18 protein-coding genes and 1 other RNA gene are annotated in these 17,822 nt (G+C 64.0%); 9 read left to right on the top strand and 10 right to left on the bottom strand.

What is annotated here, in order from left to right; translation table 11 throughout:
- Positions 1-15: 15 nt before the first annotated feature.
- The gene (gene ilvN / locus ACX93L_RS04460; RefSeq protein ID WP_459403712.1) at positions 16-588 is read right to left on the bottom strand and encodes an acetolactate synthase small subunit; all 573 of its coding nucleotides are present in this window, start codon (positions 586-588) and stop codon (positions 16-18) included.
- A gap of 22 nt (positions 589-610) precedes the next feature.
- Positions 611-2,389 (bottom strand): acetolactate synthase 3 large subunit, encoded by a 1,779-nt coding sequence (locus ACX93L_RS04455; RefSeq protein ID WP_459403711.1) that lies wholly within the window; start codon positions 2,387-2,389, stop codon positions 611-613.
- A 398-nt stretch (positions 2,390-2,787) separates the two neighbouring features.
- On the opposite strand from ACX93L_RS04455, the gene ACX93L_RS04450 reads away from it, so the two are divergent.
- Positions 2,788-4,905, top strand: coding sequence for an ATP-binding protein (locus ACX93L_RS04450; RefSeq protein ID WP_459404141.1), 2,118 nt, complete (start codon positions 2,788-2,790; stop codon positions 4,903-4,905).
- Positions 4,906-4,915: 10 nt separating this feature from the next.
- Here the strand turns inward: ACX93L_RS04450 and miaA are convergent, their stop codons facing one another.
- Positions 4,916-5,809, bottom strand: a complete 894-nt coding sequence (gene miaA, locus ACX93L_RS04445) for a tRNA (adenosine(37)-N6)-dimethylallyltransferase MiaA (RefSeq protein WP_459404140.1) — start codon at positions 5,807-5,809, stop codon at positions 4,916-4,918.
- Between miaA and serB the strand changes: the two genes are divergently transcribed.
- From serB to ACX93L_RS04430, 3 genes are all read left to right on the top strand, one after another.
- On the top strand, positions 5,808-6,698 hold the full coding sequence (gene serB, locus ACX93L_RS04440; RefSeq protein ID WP_459403710.1) for a phosphoserine phosphatase SerB: 891 nt from the start codon (positions 5,808-5,810) through the stop codon (positions 6,696-6,698). The genes miaA and serB overlap by 2 nt on opposite strands.
- 16 nt (positions 6,699-6,714) lie before the next feature.
- Positions 6,715-7,272 carry a GNAT family N-acetyltransferase gene (locus ACX93L_RS04435; RefSeq protein ID WP_459403709.1) on the top strand — a complete coding sequence of 186 codons (558 nt, stop codon included), beginning with the start codon at positions 6,715-6,717 and terminating at the stop codon, positions 7,270-7,272.
- A gap of 186 nt (positions 7,273-7,458) precedes the next feature.
- On the top strand, positions 7,459-9,816 hold the full coding sequence (locus ACX93L_RS04430) for a putative bifunctional diguanylate cyclase/phosphodiesterase (protein ID WP_459403708.1): 2,358 nt from the start codon (positions 7,459-7,461) through the stop codon (positions 9,814-9,816).
- A 12-nt stretch (positions 9,817-9,828) separates the two neighbouring features.
- On the opposite strand, the gene ACX93L_RS04425 is transcribed toward ACX93L_RS04430, so the two are convergent.
- The 7 genes from ACX93L_RS04425 to ACX93L_RS04395 form a co-directional block, all read right to left on the bottom strand.
- Positions 9,829-11,367 (bottom strand): Do family serine endopeptidase, encoded by a 1,539-nt coding sequence (locus ACX93L_RS04425; RefSeq protein WP_459403707.1) that lies wholly within the window; start codon positions 11,365-11,367, stop codon positions 9,829-9,831.
- 97 nt (positions 11,368-11,464) lie between these two features.
- Positions 11,465-11,650: a DUF2065 domain-containing protein gene (locus ACX93L_RS04420; protein WP_459403706.1), complete on the bottom strand. Its 186-nt coding sequence runs from the start codon at positions 11,648-11,650 to the stop codon at positions 11,465-11,467.
- Between the two features lie 8 nt (positions 11,651-11,658).
- Positions 11,659-12,579, bottom strand: coding sequence for a protease modulator HflC (gene hflC, locus ACX93L_RS04415; RefSeq protein ID WP_459403705.1), 921 nt, complete (start codon positions 12,577-12,579; stop codon positions 11,659-11,661).
- A 2-nt stretch (positions 12,580-12,581) separates the two neighbouring features.
- A complete protein-coding gene (gene hflK / locus ACX93L_RS04410; protein WP_459403704.1) occupies positions 12,582-13,676 on the bottom strand; it encodes an FtsH protease activity modulator HflK in 1,095 nt (364 codons plus the stop codon).
- 146 nt (positions 13,677-13,822) lie between these two features.
- The gene (locus ACX93L_RS04405; RefSeq protein WP_459403703.1) at positions 13,823-14,347 is read right to left on the bottom strand and encodes a dihydrofolate reductase; all 525 of its coding nucleotides are present in this window, start codon (positions 14,345-14,347) and stop codon (positions 13,823-13,825) included.
- A gap of 27 nt (positions 14,348-14,374) precedes the next feature.
- Positions 14,375-15,169, bottom strand: a complete 795-nt coding sequence (locus tag ACX93L_RS04400; protein ID WP_459403702.1) for a thymidylate synthase — start codon at positions 15,167-15,169, stop codon at positions 14,375-14,377.
- An 86-nt stretch (positions 15,170-15,255) separates the two neighbouring features.
- A complete protein-coding gene (locus tag ACX93L_RS04395) occupies positions 15,256-15,564 on the bottom strand; it encodes a DUF2853 family protein (protein WP_169587355.1) in 309 nt (102 codons plus the stop codon).
- A gap of 213 nt (positions 15,565-15,777) precedes the next feature.
- Between ACX93L_RS04395 and ACX93L_RS04390 the strand changes: the two genes are divergently transcribed.
- From ACX93L_RS04390 to ACX93L_RS04370, 5 genes are all read left to right on the top strand, one after another.
- On the top strand, positions 15,778-16,152 hold the full coding sequence (locus ACX93L_RS04390) for an AprI/Inh family metalloprotease inhibitor (RefSeq protein ID WP_459403701.1): 375 nt from the start codon (positions 15,778-15,780) through the stop codon (positions 16,150-16,152).
- 34 nt (positions 16,153-16,186) lie between these two features.
- Positions 16,187-16,555, top strand: a transfer-messenger RNA (tmRNA) gene (gene ssrA / locus ACX93L_RS04385).
- Positions 16,556-16,693: 138 nt separating this feature from the next.
- On the top strand, positions 16,694-17,203 hold the full coding sequence (locus tag ACX93L_RS04380) for an SspB family protein (RefSeq protein ID WP_459403700.1): 510 nt from the start codon (positions 16,694-16,696) through the stop codon (positions 17,201-17,203).
- A gap of 72 nt (positions 17,204-17,275) precedes the next feature.
- Positions 17,276-17,467 carry a DUF4169 family protein gene (locus tag ACX93L_RS04375; protein ID WP_459403699.1) on the top strand — a complete coding sequence of 64 codons (192 nt, stop codon included), beginning with the start codon at positions 17,276-17,278 and terminating at the stop codon, positions 17,465-17,467.
- Positions 17,468-17,565: 98 nt separating this feature from the next.
- Positions 17,566-17,784 (top strand): ribbon-helix-helix domain-containing protein, encoded by a 219-nt coding sequence (locus ACX93L_RS04370; protein WP_459403698.1) that lies wholly within the window; start codon positions 17,566-17,568, stop codon positions 17,782-17,784.
- The last annotated feature ends 38 nt before the right edge of the window (positions 17,785-17,822 follow it).

Below are 17,822 nucleotides of genomic sequence, written 5' to 3'. Positions count from 1 at the left end.
CCGTCGGTGACGGTGTCACATGCCCTGCGAACCGCGGTTCATCGCGGCGATGCCGGTGCGGCAGATCTCGTTGAGGCCGAGCGGCTTCAGGATCGCCACGAACTGGTCGATCTTCGACGACTTGCCTGTGATCTCGAAGATGAAGTGCTCGACGGTCGCGTCGACGACCTTCGCCTGGAAGGCGTCGGCAAGGCGAAGCGTCTCGGCCCGCATCTCGCCGGACGACACCACCTTGATGAGCGCCACTTCCCGCTCGATCGGACGCTCCTGGCCGAGATCGCGGGCGCGCACCGTCAGGTCGACCACCCGGTGGACCGGAATGATCCGCTCGAGCTGGGCCTTGATCTGCTCGAGCACGCTCGGGGTGCCGCGTGTGACGATCGTAATGCGCGAAAGATGGGCCTCGTGCTCGGTTTCCGAGACGGTGAGGCTTTCGATGTTGTAGCCACGCCCGGAAAACAGGCCGATGACGCGGGCTAGGACACCCGGTTCGTTGTCGACGAGGACCGATAGCGTATGGCTTTCGACGGCAGCGGTTTCCTTTGCGATGAAGTAAGCGGAACCGGTGGGCTGCTGATGTGCGTTCATGTGTCTCTTCCTGTTCCTGTCATCAAACCAGCTGGCGGCCCTTGGCGTCGATGGCGGTCGCGACCGCCTCGTCCGTGGCCTCGTCCGGCAGCAGCATTTCGTTGTGCGCCTTGCCCGACGGGATCATCGGGAAGCAGTTGGCCAGATTGGCGACGCGGCAGTCGAAGATCACCGGCTTCTTGACGTTGATCATCTCCATGATGGCATCGTCGAGATCCTCCGGCTTTTCGCAACGCAGACCGACGGCACCATAGGCATCTGCCAGCTTGACGAAGTCCGGCAGCGCCTCGGTGTAGGAATGCGACAGCCGGTTGCCGTGCAGCAGCTGCTGCCACTGGCGCACCATCCCCATGTACTGGTTGTTGAGGATGAAGATCTTGACCGGCGCATTGTACTGTACCGCGCAGGACATTTCCTGGATGCACATCTGGATCGAGGCGTCGCCGGCAATGTCGATGACGAGGCTTTCCGGATGGGCGATCTGCACGCCGATCGCCGCCGGGAAGCCGTACCCCATGGTGCCGAGGCCGCCCGAGGTCATCCAGCGGTTCGGCTGTTCGAAGCCGAAATACTGTGCCGCCCACATCTGGTGCTGACCGACTTCCGTGGTGATGTAGGTGTCGCGGCCCTGCGTCAGCGCCGACAGGCGCTCGATCGCATATTGCGGCATGATGACGTCCTTCGACGGCGTGTAGCCGAAGGAATTGCGCGCCCGCCACTTGGCGATGCTTTCCTTCCACTCGGCGGTCTGGCCGGCCTCGGGCTTGTTGGGCTGTGCCCGCCACAGGCGGACCATGTCTTCAAGCACGTGACCGACGTCGCCGGTGATCGGAATGTCGACGCGGACGTTCTTGTTGATCGACGACGGATCGATGTCGATATGGATCTTCTTCGAATTCGGCGAGAACGCGTTGAGGCGGCCGGTGATGCGGTCGTCGAAACGCGCGCCGATGCAGACCATGACGTCGCAGTCATGCATCGCCATGTTGGCCTCGTAGGAACCGTGCATGCCCAGCATGCCGAGCCAGTTCTTGCCGGATGCCGGATAGGCGCCGAGGCCCATCAGCGTCGAGGTGATCGGGAAATCGGTGAGGTCGACCAGCTCGCGCAGCAGCTTGGAGGCTTCCGGACCGGAATTGACGACGCCGCCACCCGAATAGATGATCGGACGGCGGGCATTCGCCATCAGCTCGACGGCGGCCCGGATCGCGTTGATGTCGCCCTGGACCTTCGGCTGGTAGCTCTTCTGGATCGCGTGGTTCTCCGGCGGGGTATAGGTGCCGGTGGCGAACTGCACGTCCTTCGGCACGTCGACCAGAACGGGACCCGGGCGACCGGACTGGGCGATGCGGAAGGCTTCATGGATGGTGCGGGCGAGATCGTTGACGTCCTTGACCAGCCAGTTGTGCTTGGTGCAGGGCCGCGTGATGCCGACCGTGTCGCATTCCTGGAAGGCATCCGAACCGATCAGCGGGGTCGGGACCTGGCCGGAAATGCAGACGAGCGGAATGGAGTCCATGAGCGCATCCTGCAGCGGCGTGACCGCATTGGTGGCGCCGGGGCCGGAGGTGACGAGGACGACGCCGACCTTGCCGGTCGAGCGGGCATAACCTTCGGCGGCGTGGCCGGCGCCCTGCTCATGGCGGACGAGGATGTGCTGGATTTCTTCCTGCTGGAAGATTTCGTCATAGATCGGCAGGACCGCACCGCCGGGATAGCCGAAAATGTGCTCGACCCCGTTGTCCTTCAACGCCTTCAGGACGATCTCGGCGCCCGTCATCTGATTGTCTTTGCCCGTCATGCTGTTTTCCATCTGCCTTTTGGATCGTGTTCAGGCTGCTCGCCCGGTTTTGGCCATAAAAAAAGGCCCCTTTGAGGAGCCTGTCATCTAGCGCATGGGTGGCTATCGCCGGATGGTTACACCATCCTGCCCATGCGCTTTCCCACCACAATAAGAACGATCGAATTTTTCATGGGAAGAATTGATAGACACAAATAGGGCAGGCGTCAACGCGCTCCTGTCCAAAAAACGGGCGATCTGCCCCGCCCGGATCAACAAGCGTCACAAAATTCACGTCGCGGCTATACCTCCTGTTAAAACCTGCCCGGTTAAACTGTCGCAGACACAAGGAGTGTGTTTTGGCCGACCATGATCTTCAGCCTGCCGTCAGCGCGGGCGAACAGGAACGCCGCGACCGGATGGCCGCGGGCAATCGCTTCCTCGGACGCGTCGTTGCCTGCAATGGCGCACGCGCCACGATTGCGGCTATCGCCGAAGGCGGAGGCACGGACCTGACCGAACTCTGGTCGGTCGGCCGGCTGATTTCGATCAGCGTCGGCGAAAACCGCGTCGTCGCGCTTGCCTACTCCATGCAGACCGGCACCAAGAACTGGGGTGAACACGACGACAACCGCATCCTGATCGAGGTCGAGCTGCTCGGCGAAGTCCACAAGGACCTCGACGGCTCGGAGCGTTTCTCGACCGGTATCTCGCGCTATCCCTATCTCGGCGCCATCGCCCACCGCATCCGCGCGGCCGACCTCCTGCGCATCTATGACATCCGCAAGGGCGACACCGCGGTCATCGGCAAGCTGACGCAGGACGAGTCGATCGACGCGACAATCCACGTTCCCTCGATGCTGTCCAAGCATTTCGCCGTGGTCGGCTCGACCGGCGTCGGCAAGTCGACCGCCGTCTCGCTGCTGCTGCGTAAGGCGATCGAGAGCGACCCGAACCTCCGCGTCCTGATCCTCGACCCACACAACGAATTCGCTGCCGCCTTCCCCGATCACGCCGTCGTCATCGACACCGATACGCTCGACCTGCCCTTCTGGCTGATGCGGCTGGAGGAGTTCGCCGAAGTGCTGTTCCGCGGACGTCCGCCGATCGCGGACGAACTCGACATCCTGCGCGACCTGATGCCGGAGGCCAAGCGCGCCTTCCGCGGCAACGAAAGCGCGCTGATGCGCCGCTCCGGGGACAAGAGCTCGATCACCGCCGATACCCCGGTGCCCTACCGCATGGCCGACCTTCTGGCGCTCATCGACGAGCGCATCGGCCGGCTTGAAGGGCGCGGCGAAAAGCCGATCCTGCGAGCGCTGAAGATGCGCATCCTGTCGGCGATCAACGATCCGCGCTACCACTTCATGTTCTCCAACAACACGATCAGCGACACGATCATGGAGACCATCGCCCATATCTTCCGCATTCCGGGAGAAGATCGCCCCATCTCGACCTTCCAGCTGGCCGGCATCCCGTCGGAAGTGGTGAACTCGGTCGCCTCGGTTCTCTGCCGGATGGCCTTCGAACTGGCGCTGTGGTCGAACGGCGCGATCCACATGCTGGTCGTCTGCGAAGAAGCGCACCGCTACGTTCCCTCCGACCCCAATCTCGGCTTCTTCCCGACCCGCCAGGCAATCGCCCGCATCGCCAAGGAAGGCCGTAAATACGGGGTCTCGCTCGGCATCATCACCCAGCGTCCGGGCGAACTCGACCAGACCATCCTGTCGCAGTGCTCGACGCTGTTCGCCATGCGGCTCGCCAACGACCGTGACCAGGAGATCATCCGCTCGGCCATCCCGGATTCGTCGATCTCCACCACAAGCTTCATCTCATCGATCGGCAACGGCGAGGCGATCGCCTTCGGCGAGGCAATCGCCGTTCCGATGCGCATGCGCTTCGCTCGCGTCGAGGCCCACCAGCTCCCGAAGGCCAACAGCGCGGCGGTCAAGGCCTCCGAGGAAAGCCCGGACACGGTCGACCTGCGTACCATCGTCAATCGCATGCGCGCCATTGCCGGTCCCGACATCTCGGCCTTCCAGCAAAGCTTCGAGAACGCGCAGCGCATGGAAGGCAACGACCCGCACGACGAGTTTCCCGACGACGGGACCGGCGACGATGATGCCTATTTCGAAACCGACGCGACGCCGCCCGCGGTCCACCACACCATGGAAGCCGATCGACGCCAGCCGGCCGAACCCTGGCGCACGACGCCACCGCCCGCGCGCCAGCCGCTCGACCCGGAACCCTCAGCCCCGACCGCCCGTCAGTCCTTCACCCAGGACCTCACGCCACCGATCGAACCCTATCGCCCGGACATGCTGCCGCGCTCGTCAGGTCTTCCGGAAGACCCCCGCTACGGCCGCCGTTTCGGCGATCGCACCGAAACCCCGCCGACCTCTTACGAACCGCGCCCCCAGCCGCAGCCGAGCTTCGCCGGCCAGGACCAGCCGGGCTCGATCCGTCGCGAACCGGGCTCGTCGCTCCGCGAAAGCATCCTGAGAAAGCCGCTGTCGAGCCTCTACCGCAAGGACTGAGCGCGGCAGCTCAGCCGATCCGCTCCCAGCTTTCGTCCATCTGGTTGCGAAACCATGTCATCTGCCGCTTGGCATATTGCCGGGTCGCTGCCGATGCCTGCGCGATCACCGCCTCGGGCGTCATCTCGCCCCTGAGCATCGCCGCGATCTGCGACACGCCGATCGCCTTCATCGCCGGCATTTCCGGGGCAAGGTCGAGCGCCAGCAAGGCCTCGACCTCCGCCACCGCCCCTTCGTCGAACATCGTCTCGAAACGGCGGTTGATCCGCGCATGAAGAAGCGCCCGGTCGGGCAGCACGACGATCTTGCGCGCCCGTTCCGGATCGACGATCACCGGCCCGCCGCGCCCCTGGAATGCGGAAATCGACCGCCCCGTCGCCTCCAACACCTCCAGCGCACGAACGATGCGTTGCCCGTCCTGCGGACCGAGCCGCTCGGCCACGGCAGGATCGCGCGCTTTCAGATCCTGGTAGAGCCCTTCCGGTCCTTCGGCGGTCAGTCGGTCCCGAAGCCGCTGACGGATTTCGGCCGGCACGGCCGGCATGTCGTCGAGGCCGCCGGTCAGCGCCTTGAAATAGAGACCCGTCCCGCCGACGACGACCGGCATCGCGCCGCGCCTCTTCATATCGGCGATCACCTCGTCGGCCTGCCGCAGCCAGTCACCGGTCGAATAGGCGGCTCCCGCCGGCACATGGCCGTAGAGGTGATGCGGCACGCCCTCCATCTCCTCCACCGACGGGCGTGCGGTCAGGACCCTGAGCGTGTCGTAGACCTGCATGCTGTCGGCATTGACCACCTCGCCGCCGTGACGCCTTGCAAGCTCGAGCGCCAGAGCGGACTTGCCGCTGGCGGTCGGCCCGGTTATCAGGATCGCGTCGATCTCGTTTCCAGGATTTTCCATCATGGCCTTCGTTGCCACGCTTCTCGCCAATCCGTCAAATCCGATCCTTCGCCCGGCGCTCGCCGAGCGCGCTGCCGAGACCCTCCGCGCCTCGGGCCTCTACTGGCTGGCCGACGGGATTGCCTGCGATATCGCCTTGCGGGATGGAACTGACGCTACGGAAGCCGATGCGACGCTGCGCGCCCTCGTCGCCGGGGAAAAGATCGACGTCGCCGTGCAGGACGCCGACAGCCGGCGCAAGAAATTCCTCATCGCCGACATGGATTCGACCATGATCGGCCAGGAATGCATCGACGAACTGGCCGCCGAAGTCGGCCTCAAGGACAAGGTGTCCGAAATCACCGCCCGGGCGATGAACGGCGAGATCGCCTTCGAGCCTGCCTTGAGGGAACGCGTCGCCCTGCTGAAAGGCCTGCCGATCAGCGTGGTCGGCGAGGTGATCGCCAAGCGCATCACGCTGACCGCCGGCGGCCCGGAACTGATCGCCACGATGAAGGCGAAAGGCTACTACACGGCCCTGGTATCCGGCGGCTTCACCGTCTTCACCGGACCGATCGCCGCCCGTCTCGGCTTCCACGAGAACCGCGCCAACATCCTTCTCGAAAAGGACGGTTTCCTCACCGGCGAGGTCGCCGAGCCGATCCTCGGCAAGCAGGCCAAGGTGGATGCGCTGGTCGACATCACCGCCCGGCTCGGCATCGACGCCGATGACGTCATCGCGGTGGGAGACGGCGCCAACGACCTTGGAATGCTGGAACTCGCCGGTTCAGGCGTCGCCCTGCACGCAAAGCCCTCCGTCGCCGCCCAGGCCCGGATCCGCATCAACCATTCGGACCTGACCGCCCTTCTCTACCTCCAGGGCTATCGCAAGACGGATTTCGTCACCCCCTGAAAGGGCACCGGGCGCCATGGCCACGATCCTCGAAACGCCCCGGCTGACCTTGCGCAACTGGTGCGACGACGATCGCGATCTCTTCCGCGAGATCAACCGCGATTCGACGGTGATGGAGTTCTTTCCGTTCCGCCGCTCCCATGAGGAAGCCGATCTGCTGCTCGACAAGGTCCGCCGCATGATCGACGAAACCGGTCTCGGCTTCTATGCGCTGGGATTGAAGGAGACGGCCGAACCCATCGGCTTCTGCGGCCTCTCCCTTGCCGGGCTGGCCCCGCTGTTTGCGCCGGATACGGTGGAGATCGGTTGGCGGCTGGCGACGCGCTTCTGGGGCAAGGGCTACGTGACCGAGGCGGCAACCGCCCTCCTCGCCCATGGATTCACGATCTTCCATCTCGACGAGATCGTCGCCTTTGCGGTTGATCGAAACAGACGATCGATCGCTGTGATGGAGCGGATCGGCATGCACCGCGATCCGGACGGTGATTTCGACCACCCGCGCGTGCCCGACAGCCATCCCCACCTCAAGCGTCATGTGCTCTACCGCATCGCTCCGGAAGTGCGTCAGCGCTGAACGAGCCGCAACAGCACACAGATCGCCGCCCGGTTGCAGTCCACGATAGGTACAGTGCAGATTTTCCTTTGAAATTCCGCATCTTGTTGGTTCATGCAACAAAAGCCGGTCTTCGGATTCATGGGCCTTTAAGTTCCTGCGATTATTCTAATACGCATGAAACCCAGTCTGTCCCGGCCCTTTGACATGCTTCGTTCTGCTGGCGGCGCCTTCCTGCGCCTCGGCGAGGCGGGACAGACGGAGTTCGAGGCGGGACGAATTCGCGCCGTGCGGCTCGCAGCCGTTCTACGCAACACCCCCTGGATGATGGCCGCAAACCTCGCCAATGCGGCGGTTGCCATCGTCGCCCTCGTCGACAATCCGATGCATTTCTGGGTTCTCGTCTGGGCAGCCATGGTGACGGCAATCGCTCTGCTGACCGGCCTCCGCTGGTGGCAGAACAGGAATCGCCCGGAACGCGAAACGGCCTCCCTGCGCGGCACCCGCCGCGCCGTCATCTTTGCCGTCGTCACCAGCGGATTGTGGGCCTGCCTGTCCGCGCTCTTTTACTATTATGCGACCGAACACCAGCGGCTCGTGATCATTGCGATCACCGTCGGCATGACCGGCGGCGGCGGCTTCGCACTCGCCACCATTCCACCCGCCGCGATTGCCTTCAGCGCGATCATGGGCATCGGCTCGGCCTTCGCCATTGCCGAGGTGGGCGAGGTGATCGGCCTCAACCTCTTCGCCCTTTACGTCGTCTATGCCGCCATCATCATCCGCTCGTCCTTCGCGCTCTGCGACAGCCTGACGATCCGTGTCCGCGCCCAGCTCGCCGCCGACGAACAGCGCGACGTGATCGGGCTGCTGCTCAACGACTTCGAGGAAAATGCCGCGGACTGGCTATGGGGTCTCGACAGCGACCTCCTGCTCCGGCGCGCGTCGCCACGGTTCTTCGAAGAGGTCTCAACGGGCGAAGACAAGGTCTATGGCCGTCCCCTCTGGGAAGTCATGCCGTTCATGGACAACGGCCGCCGCTTCCTCACAGATGTCCACGGATCCGACGAACTGCGCCGGATATTGCATGATCACGCACCTTTCCGCGATTTCGAGATCTGCGTGGTGCGCGATGGCGAGCTCGGCGTATGGTCGCTGAGCGCCAAGCCGGTCTTCGACGGCAATGGTGCGTTCGCCGGCTTCCGCGGCGTCGGCCGCGACGTGACCCAGGCGCGCGAGGCGCGCGGTCGCATCGAATACATGGCTCGTCACGACAGCCTGACGGACGTCGGCAACCGGGTCCTGCTCAACGAGGATCTCGGCCGCGCCCTTTCCCGTCTGGAGCGTTTCAACGAGGGCTTTGCCGTCCTCCTGCTCGATCTCGATCGCTTCAAGCAGGTCAACGACACCCATGGTCACGGCGCCGGCGACGAATTGCTGCGCGAGGTGGCCACGACCTTGAAGGCACTCTGCGGTGAAGGCGACACGATCGCCCGCCTCGGCGGCGACGAATTCGCCATCATCCGGGCCGTCAGGGATGATCCTCGCGCGGCAGCCGAACTCGCCGACCGCGTCGTCAACGCACTCTCCCAACCCTTCGTTCTCGCCTCGGGAACCGCACGCATCGGCGTCAGCATCGGCATCGCCTGCGCCCCGATCGACGGCCGGAACGCCGACACGCTCATTCGTCATGCCGACCTTGCGCTTTACCGGGCGAAGGGCGACGGGCGCAACCGTTACCGGTTCTTCGATACCTCTCTGGATGCGGCCGCGCGCCGTCGCAACGAGCTTGAGCAGGCACTGCGCGCCGCCGTTGCCGCCGACGCCCTTTCGCTTCACTTCCAGCCTCTGGTGGACAGCCGCTCCGGCGAGATCGTCTGCGCCGAGGCCTTGCTCCGCTGGAACCATCCCTCTCTGGGGTCCGTCAGCCCGGCCGAGTTCATCCCGATTGCCGAGGATATCGGTCTGATCGGCAGGATCGGCGCCTGGGTCATCCGCAAGGGCTGCGAGACCACCACAACCTGGCCCGACACCGTACGGCTCGCCGTCAACCTGTCGCCACGCCAGTTCGGCACGCCGGGCCTATTCACGATGATCGAATCAACCTTGCGCGAATGCGGATTGCCGCCGCACCGGCTCGAACTCGAAGTCACCGAATCCCTGCTGCTCAACTCGGACATCGCAGTTGAATCCACCCTCGCCGCCATCAAGGCGCTTGGCGTGCGCATCGCACTCGATGATTTCGGTACCGGCTACTCGTCGCTGAGCTACCTGCGACGCTACCGTTTCGACAAGATCAAGATCGACCAGTCCTTCATCTCGGACATCGAGACCAATGCCGACAGCAGGGCAATCGTTGATGCGGTCATCCGGCTCGGCCGGGATCTCGGCGTCTCCCTGGCGGCAGAAGGGGTGGAAACCCGTGGCCAGTACGAACTGCTGCGCCGCCTCGGCTGCGGTGAGATCCAGGGTTTCCTCGTCGGCAAGCCCATGGCCCCCGCCGATCTGGAACGGCTGATGGCTGCCGATCAGGCCTGGGACGAAGAAGACCGCATCACCGCCTGAGAGCCGAGACCGCTATTCGAGGGGGATCGCCACGTGGCGCAGATTGCCCTCGGCATCGGCGATCATCACATGCGCGCTGCGGCGCCCCTGGCTTTTCAGCGACGCGATGGTCTCACCGACATCTTCCGGCGCTTCCATGAACTCCTGCGCTACCTCGACGATCACCTGACCGGGCTTCAGGCCCTTCTCCGCCGCCGCCGACTCCGGCTTTACCGAGGTGATCACCACGCCCTCGACGCTCTCGGCGATCGAATAGGTCTTGCGGGCGGCATCATCGAGCACACCGATGCCCAGACCAACCGCTTCGACGGCCCGGACCCCTTCCTGGGGATCGACGGGCGACTGCTGCTCGCCACCGTCCTCCTCGGGAACCGCTTCCTCGCCGTCCTCGGGCGGCAGCACGTCGCTGCCCTCGCTTGCCGCGACCTCGGCCGCTTTGTCGTCCTCGAGCCGTCCGAGCTTGACCTTGACCGTCTCTTCCTTGCCGTCGCGCAGGATCTTGACCTCGACCTCCGAGCCGACCGCGCTCTCGGCGACTACGCGCATCAGATCGCGTGTCTCGTGGACGTCCTTGCCGTCGAAGGTGACGATGACGTCGCCGACCTTGATCGGCCCGTTCTCCACAGGACCGCCCTTGACGATGCCGCTCACCAGCGCCCCGCGCGCCTTGCCGATCTTGAGCCCGCCGGCCACCTCGTCGGTCACCGGCTGGATGCGCACGCCGAGCCAGCCGCGGCGCGTCTCGCCGAACTCGATCAGCTGCTTGATGACGTTTTCGGCAAGTTCCGTCGGCACGGAGAAGCCGATGCCGATCGAGCCGCCGCTCGGCGAGATGATGGCCGTGTTGATGCCGATCACCTCGCCCTTCATGTTGAACAGCGGACCGCCGGAATTGCCCTTGTTGATCGCCGCATCGGTCTGGATGAAATTGTCGTACGGGCCGGCATTGATGTTGCGGCCGCTCGCCGAGATGATGCCGACGGTGACGGAGCCGCCGAGCCCGAACGGGTTGCCGATCGCCATGACCCAGTCGCCGATGCGCATCTTGCGGGAATCGCCGAATTTCACCGCCGTGAGCGGCGCCGGCGGCTCGACCTTGAGCACCGAAAGGTCGGTCTTGGGATCAGTGCCGATCAGCTTCGCCTTCAGCTTCGAACCGTCCGGAAAGATCGCCTCGATGTCGTCGGCATTCTCGATCACGTGGTTGTTGGTGACGATGAAACCCTTCGGGTCGATGACGAAGCCCGAGCCCAGCGAGTTGACCTTGTTGTTGCCGCCGTCGTCGCCGCGGTTCTTGAAGAAGTCCTCGAACAGCTCCTGGAAGGGCGATCCCTCCGGCACCTTCGGTACCGGCCCTTCGCCTTCTTCCTTGACGCTCTGCGAGGTGGAAATGTTGACCACGGCGCCGAGCAGGCCCTGCGCGAGATCGGCGACCGACTCGGGTCCCTGCGCGAGAGCGGGCACCGGCCGGGCCAATGTTCCGAATGCCAGGGCCGTGCCGATCAGAAGCGCTGGAAGGAGCCTGCGGGACTGGGCGGTGGTCGGGGTCATGCGGTCTTCCTCTCGCGAACAGGCATGCTTTTTCGCCGAAGCATAAGGCGGAATGATGAAAGCGGAAATCAATTTCGCAGGAGCAGCAAGCCGGAAATCAGCCGCGCACCAGCCAGAACAGCCCGACGCCGAAGGTAACCGCGACGAGCCCCAGAAGACGCAGCTGTTCCGGCGGAATGCCGGGCAGAAGCCGCGCCATCTGGACAAGAAAACGAGGGGCCAGTGCATAGACCAGCCCCTCGATGATCAGGAAGAAGGCAAAACCTGCGAGCAGATCCGCCATGTCGCGCGTCAGTTCCCGGTTGCCGGAGCGGCCGGCGCGGTGATCGGCGGTACGCCTTCGGCGTTCTTGAAGAAGCGGAAGAACTCCGAGTCCGGCGAGAGAACCATGGTGGTCCCCTTGTCGCTCAGCGCGCCGGTATAGGCCCGCATGGAGCGGTAGAACTCGAAGAACGCTTCGTCCCGGGCAAAGGCCTCGCCGAAGATGCGGTTGCGTTCGGCATCGCCCTGACCGCGCAGGATTTCCGAATCGCGCTGCGCTTCCGCCTGCAGTTCGACGACCTGGCGGTCGGCGATCGCCCGGCGGCGCTGGCCTTCTTCGTTACCGCGTGCGCGGATCAGTTCGGCCTCCGCCAGACGCTCGGCCTTCATGCGGTCGAAGGTCTGCTGGGAGACTTCCTGCGTCAGGTCGGTGCGGCGGATACGGACGTCCGAGATGGTGATGCCGAGCGATTCCGCGTCAGTGCGCAGATCGTCGCGGACCTCCTGCATCATGGAGGCGCGTGCGTCGGAAAGGGCGGCCTCGAAGCCACGCAGACCGTAGACGCGACGCAAGGACGCGTCGAGACGGGTGGTGAGGCGCGCTTCCGCGGAATCCCGGTCACCCGAAACGGTCTCGCGGAACTTGCGGGCGTCGGTGATGCGGTAGACCACGAAGGCGTCGACCTCGTAGAACTTGCCGCCCGAGACCTGGACGCGGATGTTGTCGAGGTCGAAGCGAAGCGCCTGGTCCTCGACATACTGGACGCGGTCGGCATCGGCAAAGGCGAACGGCAGCTTGAAGTAGAGGCCGGGTTCGGTGTGGACCGCCTGGATCTGGCCGAAGCGCACGACGATTGCCTGCTGGCGCTCGTTGACGACGAAGACCGAGGAATAGATCAGCAGCAGCAGCGCGGCAAAGCCGATCAGGAGAGCAGCGAGACGGTTCGACATGGTCAGTTGCCTCCCTGCTGGGTCTGGCCCATGCGGCCGATCTCATTCAGCGGGAGATAGGGCACGACGCCCTGCTTCTCGTCGATGATGACCTTGTTGGAATTCTTCAGGACCTGCTCCATGGTTTCGAGATAGAGGCGCTTGCGGGTCACGTCCGGCGCCTTGCTGTACTGGTCGTAGATATCGACGAAGCGCTGAGCCTCACCTTCGGCCTCCTTGACGACGCGATCCTTGTAGGCGGCTGCCTCTTCGCGGATCTGCGCTGCCTGGCCTCGAGCCTGGCCGAGCTGCTGGTTGGCATATTTGTTGGCTTCCTCGACGAAGCGGTCCTCGTCCTGCTCGGCGCGCTGCACTTCGTCGAAGGCGTCGGCCACTTCGCGTGGCGGTGCCGCATCCTCGATGGCGACCGCGTTGATCGAGATGCCCGCGCCATAGGCGTCCATGGTGCCCTGGATGATGCCCTTCACGTCCGCCGCGATCTGCTGGCGGGCGTCACGGAAGATGTCCTGGGCGGGACGGCGGCCGACCACTTCGCGCATGGCACTTTCGGCGACCTGCTGCAGGGTGAGCTGCGGCGCCTCGATGTTGAACAGGAAGGCCTTCGGATCGCTGACCGTGAAGAGCACCGAAAACTGCACGTTGACGATGTTCTGGTCGCCCGAAAGCATCAGGCCGGCGCTCGACGACGACGATGCCTTGGCGCCGACATTCTGCTGCTGTTCCGTCACCTTGACGATCTCGACGGTTTCGAGCGGCCACAGGTGGAAATGCAGGCCCGGCAGCGAAACCTCGTCCTTCGGCTTGCCGAAGCGCAGCTCGACGCCGCGTTCGTCCGGCTGGACGGTGTAGACGGCCTGGATGGCCCAGAAGCCGATGAGCACGATGGCGAGCAGTGCGACCACGCCGCCGTTGAAGCCGCCGGGAACGATGTTCTTCAGCCGGTCCTGTCCGCGACGGATCAGGTCCTCGAGATCGGGGGGCGTGTTGCCGCCACCGCCGCCGCGCGGCCGGTTCGGCCCCTGCCCCCAGGGGCCCTGATTATTTCCACCGCCGCCGCCGCCCCATGGGCCGCCGCCGTTCTGATTGCTCCAGGGCATTCATACCTCTTTGACTGTTGTCTCTCCCGATCCGTTTGCAATGCCGGCAAGGGCCCTGCCCGGACGTCTGATCCGTTATAGGTATCGGCAGAAGGGCTTTCAACGGAAAGCACTTAACTTCTTCGAGAGTTCTGGGAAATAATACGTTATGTCGCGGCGCGGCGGCGATAGATCGCGTAGCGGGTCGGATAATTGTCCCTCTCGCCGGCGGGGACCGCCGTTTCCTCGACCTTTTCGAACACCGCCGGGTCGATCTCCGGAAAGACCGTGTCGCCCTCGGGCTCGGCCTCGACATGCGTGACGTAGAGCGTGTCGGCGAAGGCCATCGCCTGCCGGTAGATCTCGCCACCCCCGGCGACGCAGACTTCGCCGACATCGAGCTCTCTGGCGATCGCTCTGGCCCGCTCGAGACCCGCCTCGAGGCTGTCGACCACCTCGACACCCTCGGCCTCGATCTTTGCACCGCGGCTGATGATCACATGCGGCCGCCCCGGCAACGGCTTGCCGCCGACCGACTCGAAGGTCTTGCGCCCCATGACGAGCGGCTTGCCGAGCGTCAGCGCCTTGAACCGCTTCAGATCGGTGGAGAGCTTCCACGGCATGTCGCCGTCCCGGCCGATGACCCGATTCGCCGCCATGGCGACGACGATGACGATTTTCGGATCGGCCATGCCTGCTCTTCCCCCTGCCCCTTGGCCTCAGACCGCGATCGGCGCCTTGATGTTCGCATCCGCCTCGTAACCTTCGAGATGGAAGTCCTCGAAGGTGAAGGCGAACAGGTCCTTGACCTCGGGATTGAGCCGCATCACCGGAAGCGTCTTCGGGCTGCGCGACAGCTGCAGCTCGGCCTGTTCGAAGTGGTTGGCATAGAGATGCGCGTCGCCCAGCGTGTGGATGAAGTCGCCGGGCTTCAGCCCCGTCACCTGCGCCACCATCAGCGTCAGCAGTGCGTAGGAGGCGATGTTGAACGGCACGCCGAGAAAGATGTCGGCCGAGCGCTGGTAGAGCTGGCACGACAGCCGGCCATCCGCCACGTAAAACTGAAACAGGCAGTGACAGGGCGGCAACGCCATCTCGTCGACTTCCGCCGGGTTCCACGCGGATACGATGTGGCGCCGCGAATTCGGGTTCTTGGTGATGCTTTCGATGAGCTTGGCGATCTGGTCGATATGCCCGCCCTTGCCGTCCGGCCAGGACCGCCACTGCGCACCGTAGACCGGCCCGAGATCGCCGTTCTCGTCGGCCCATTCGTCCCAGATGGTCACGCCGTTCTGCTTGAGATAGGCGATGTTGGTCTCGCCCTTCAGGAACCACAGGAGCTCATGGATGATCGACCTGAGATGCAACTTCTTGGTCGTGGTGACCGGAAACCCTTGCGAAAGGTCGAAGCGCATCTGGTAGCCGAAGATCGATCGCGTTCCCGTCCCGGTGCGATCGCCCCGGTCCGAGCCTGTCTCCATCACGTGACGCAAGAGGTCGAGATATTGCTTCATGAGGGTGCCGCCGATTCCTGTTCGGCGGCAATGTAGCGCCCCGGGACGACAGAACCAAGCCGCCCGGGCGGTTTTCCAAGGTGGCGTCAGAGGTCGCCGAGCTTGCCGAGCTCCTTGGCCACCAGATAGTAGAAGGTCACCCGCGACTTGCTCTTGTCGGCCTTCATCGCGGCGCAGACCGCATCGACGGCCTTGTCGGCCGCCTCGCCGGTCACGCCGAGTTTCTTGCCGCACCATTTTTCCTTGACGCGGTCGAGTTCCGCCGGATCGGAGGCCGAAACCAGGGAGGAATCCCGGTTGCGAAGGGCGATGCCCAGGTGACGCACGATCTTGTTGACCACCGCCTCGTCGGCGCCGGCATCGTAAAGCTTCACATCTGCGAGATAGTCCGTCATGGCCTGTCCTTTCGCTCGGTTACGGGCGTCTCATGCGCGCCCGCTTGATGAGCAGAATGTGAGAGGCCGCCGGGGCCGTCAAGCGGCAGGGATCACGCAGCGCCGGCTGCGGGCGAGAAAACGCCGTCGCCAATTGCCTTTTCGCAAGGGACCGGTGAAGAAAATGGATGCCGGACCGTCCAGCGTCTGGCCCGAACGCGGAAGACAGTCGAAATGGCATGCAGATGGATGATGTCGGCGTTCGTGATGACGCTGCTGATGACGGCGCTTCCCGAAGCCCGCGCGCAATCGCCCGCCCCGGCCCATCTCCTCGGGGTTTGGCGCCTGGCCGGAGACGGCCTGGAGACCGCCTGCCGCGTGGAACTCGAAAGCGCCTCCCGCGCCGGCCTCTTCGCCGCACGGGCGGCAAGGTGCCACGGCCCGCTGGCGACCGTGGGCAGCTGGGCGCCCGACCGCAATGGCTTCGTGCTGTTCGACCGCGCCGGTCGACCGGTCATCAGCCTCACCCCTGCCCGCGGCCTGATGGCGGGCCGGCTGCCCGACGGCTCTCTCCTCGTCATGCGGCGGTCGAACGCGGGAAAGAACTGAGCTGCCAAATCTCTTCGATGACGCAACGATGACACCCCTTTTCATCGCCGGACGAAACACCTATATGTCTCTTGCCGGTCTTCGGGTCGGCTATGGCAATAAATGGTCGGTGTAATAAACCTATTGGACCCGGGGGCGGTACCCGGCGCCTCCACCAAAAACCGGTCGGCCTCGGAAGGCCGGCTTTTGATGGGGGCGAAATAGGATCGACAAGGGCGTAAAGATCGTACTTTTGCTCGGCATGATACCGCCGTTATCGGGTCACAAGTGTAGTTGCAAACGACAACAACGCTAAGGGTTATGCTCTCGCTGCCTAATGGCGGTGCGGGAAATCCGAACCAAGTCCTCTAGGTTAGCCCCTTGAGGCGGGGTCCGAAGGCACCTGGCAACAGAAGCCTTCACCTTCCCTCCTTTGCCTACCCACCTATCTGAAAATCATGTAATATGCCGGTCATGACTCGTGGCCGGGGGGCTTTCCCCGTGTCGGTCGCCATGGCATATAGCCGCGGCAAGACATGAAGCAAGAGAAAGACAGGATCATATGGGGCAGGACCATATTCGCTACGACATTCTGGCTCAGGACGCGCTGCGCGGTGTCATCCGCAAGGTTTTGACCGAAGTCGCTGCCACCGGTCGTCTTCCGGGTGAACACCACTTCTTCATCACCTTCCTGACCGGCGCGCCGGGCGTGCGCATCTCGCAGCACCTCAAGGCCAAGTATGCCGAGCAGATGACCATCGTCATCCAGCACCAGTTCTGGGACCTCAAGGTCACCGACAGCCAGTTCGAGATCGGCCTTTCCTTCTCCGACACCCCGGAAAAGCTGGTTATCCCGTTCAACGCCATCCGCGGCTTCTACGATCCGTCCGTCAATTTCGAGCTGGAATTCGACGTTCCGCTGGCGGACGAGGACGAGGAAGGCGCAGAGATCACCGCGTATCCGGTTTCGGCCGTCGAGCGCGGCGAGGAACAGACGGAAGCCAAGGCCGGCGACGAGGAAAAGAAGCCGGGCTCCGTGGTTTCGCTCGACGCATTCCGCAAGAAGCACTGATCCCGGACTTTTCGCGCGCCGCCGTCGGCGCGCCTCCGGGGATCGGGGAGACAGGCATCGAGGACAAGGGCCATGAGCGCAGACGTCGTCAATCTCCGCCAGTTCCGCAAGTCGAAGGCCCGCTCGGAAAAGGAAAAGCAGGCCGATCAGAATCGCATCACCTTCGGCCGCACCAAGGCGGAAAAGGAATTGACGCGCGCACTCAACGAGAAGGCCGCGAAATCGCTCGACCAGGGACGCCTCGACAAGCCCGAGGGTGAATGACCGGACGGGCAAAAGCGATTCCCGATCAAGGATCTGCAGGCGTTTTCGGAATCAGTTTGGCAGGAACCCGGTTCGCTTATTAAAGGCGGAGCTTCACGATGATCCGCAAGCATTCGATCACGCTGCACGGCCACCGCACCAGCTTCTCGCTGGAGGAGCCCTTCTGGCAGGAACTGACCATCATCGCAGCGGCCCGCACGATGCCGCTCGCCGCCCTCGTCGCAGAAGTCGACGAAGCACGCGATCCCCGCACCAACCTCTCTTCCGCCATTCGCCTCTACGTCCTGGCGCACCTCAAGGCAGCCGCCAAAAGCTGACCCAAAACATGACGAACGCAATCAATTATTAAAGAATT

The sequence above is a fragment of the Rhizobium sp. CAU 1783 genome (assembly GCF_054551725.1).
This window is presented reverse-complemented; position numbering and strand designations above follow the sequence as displayed.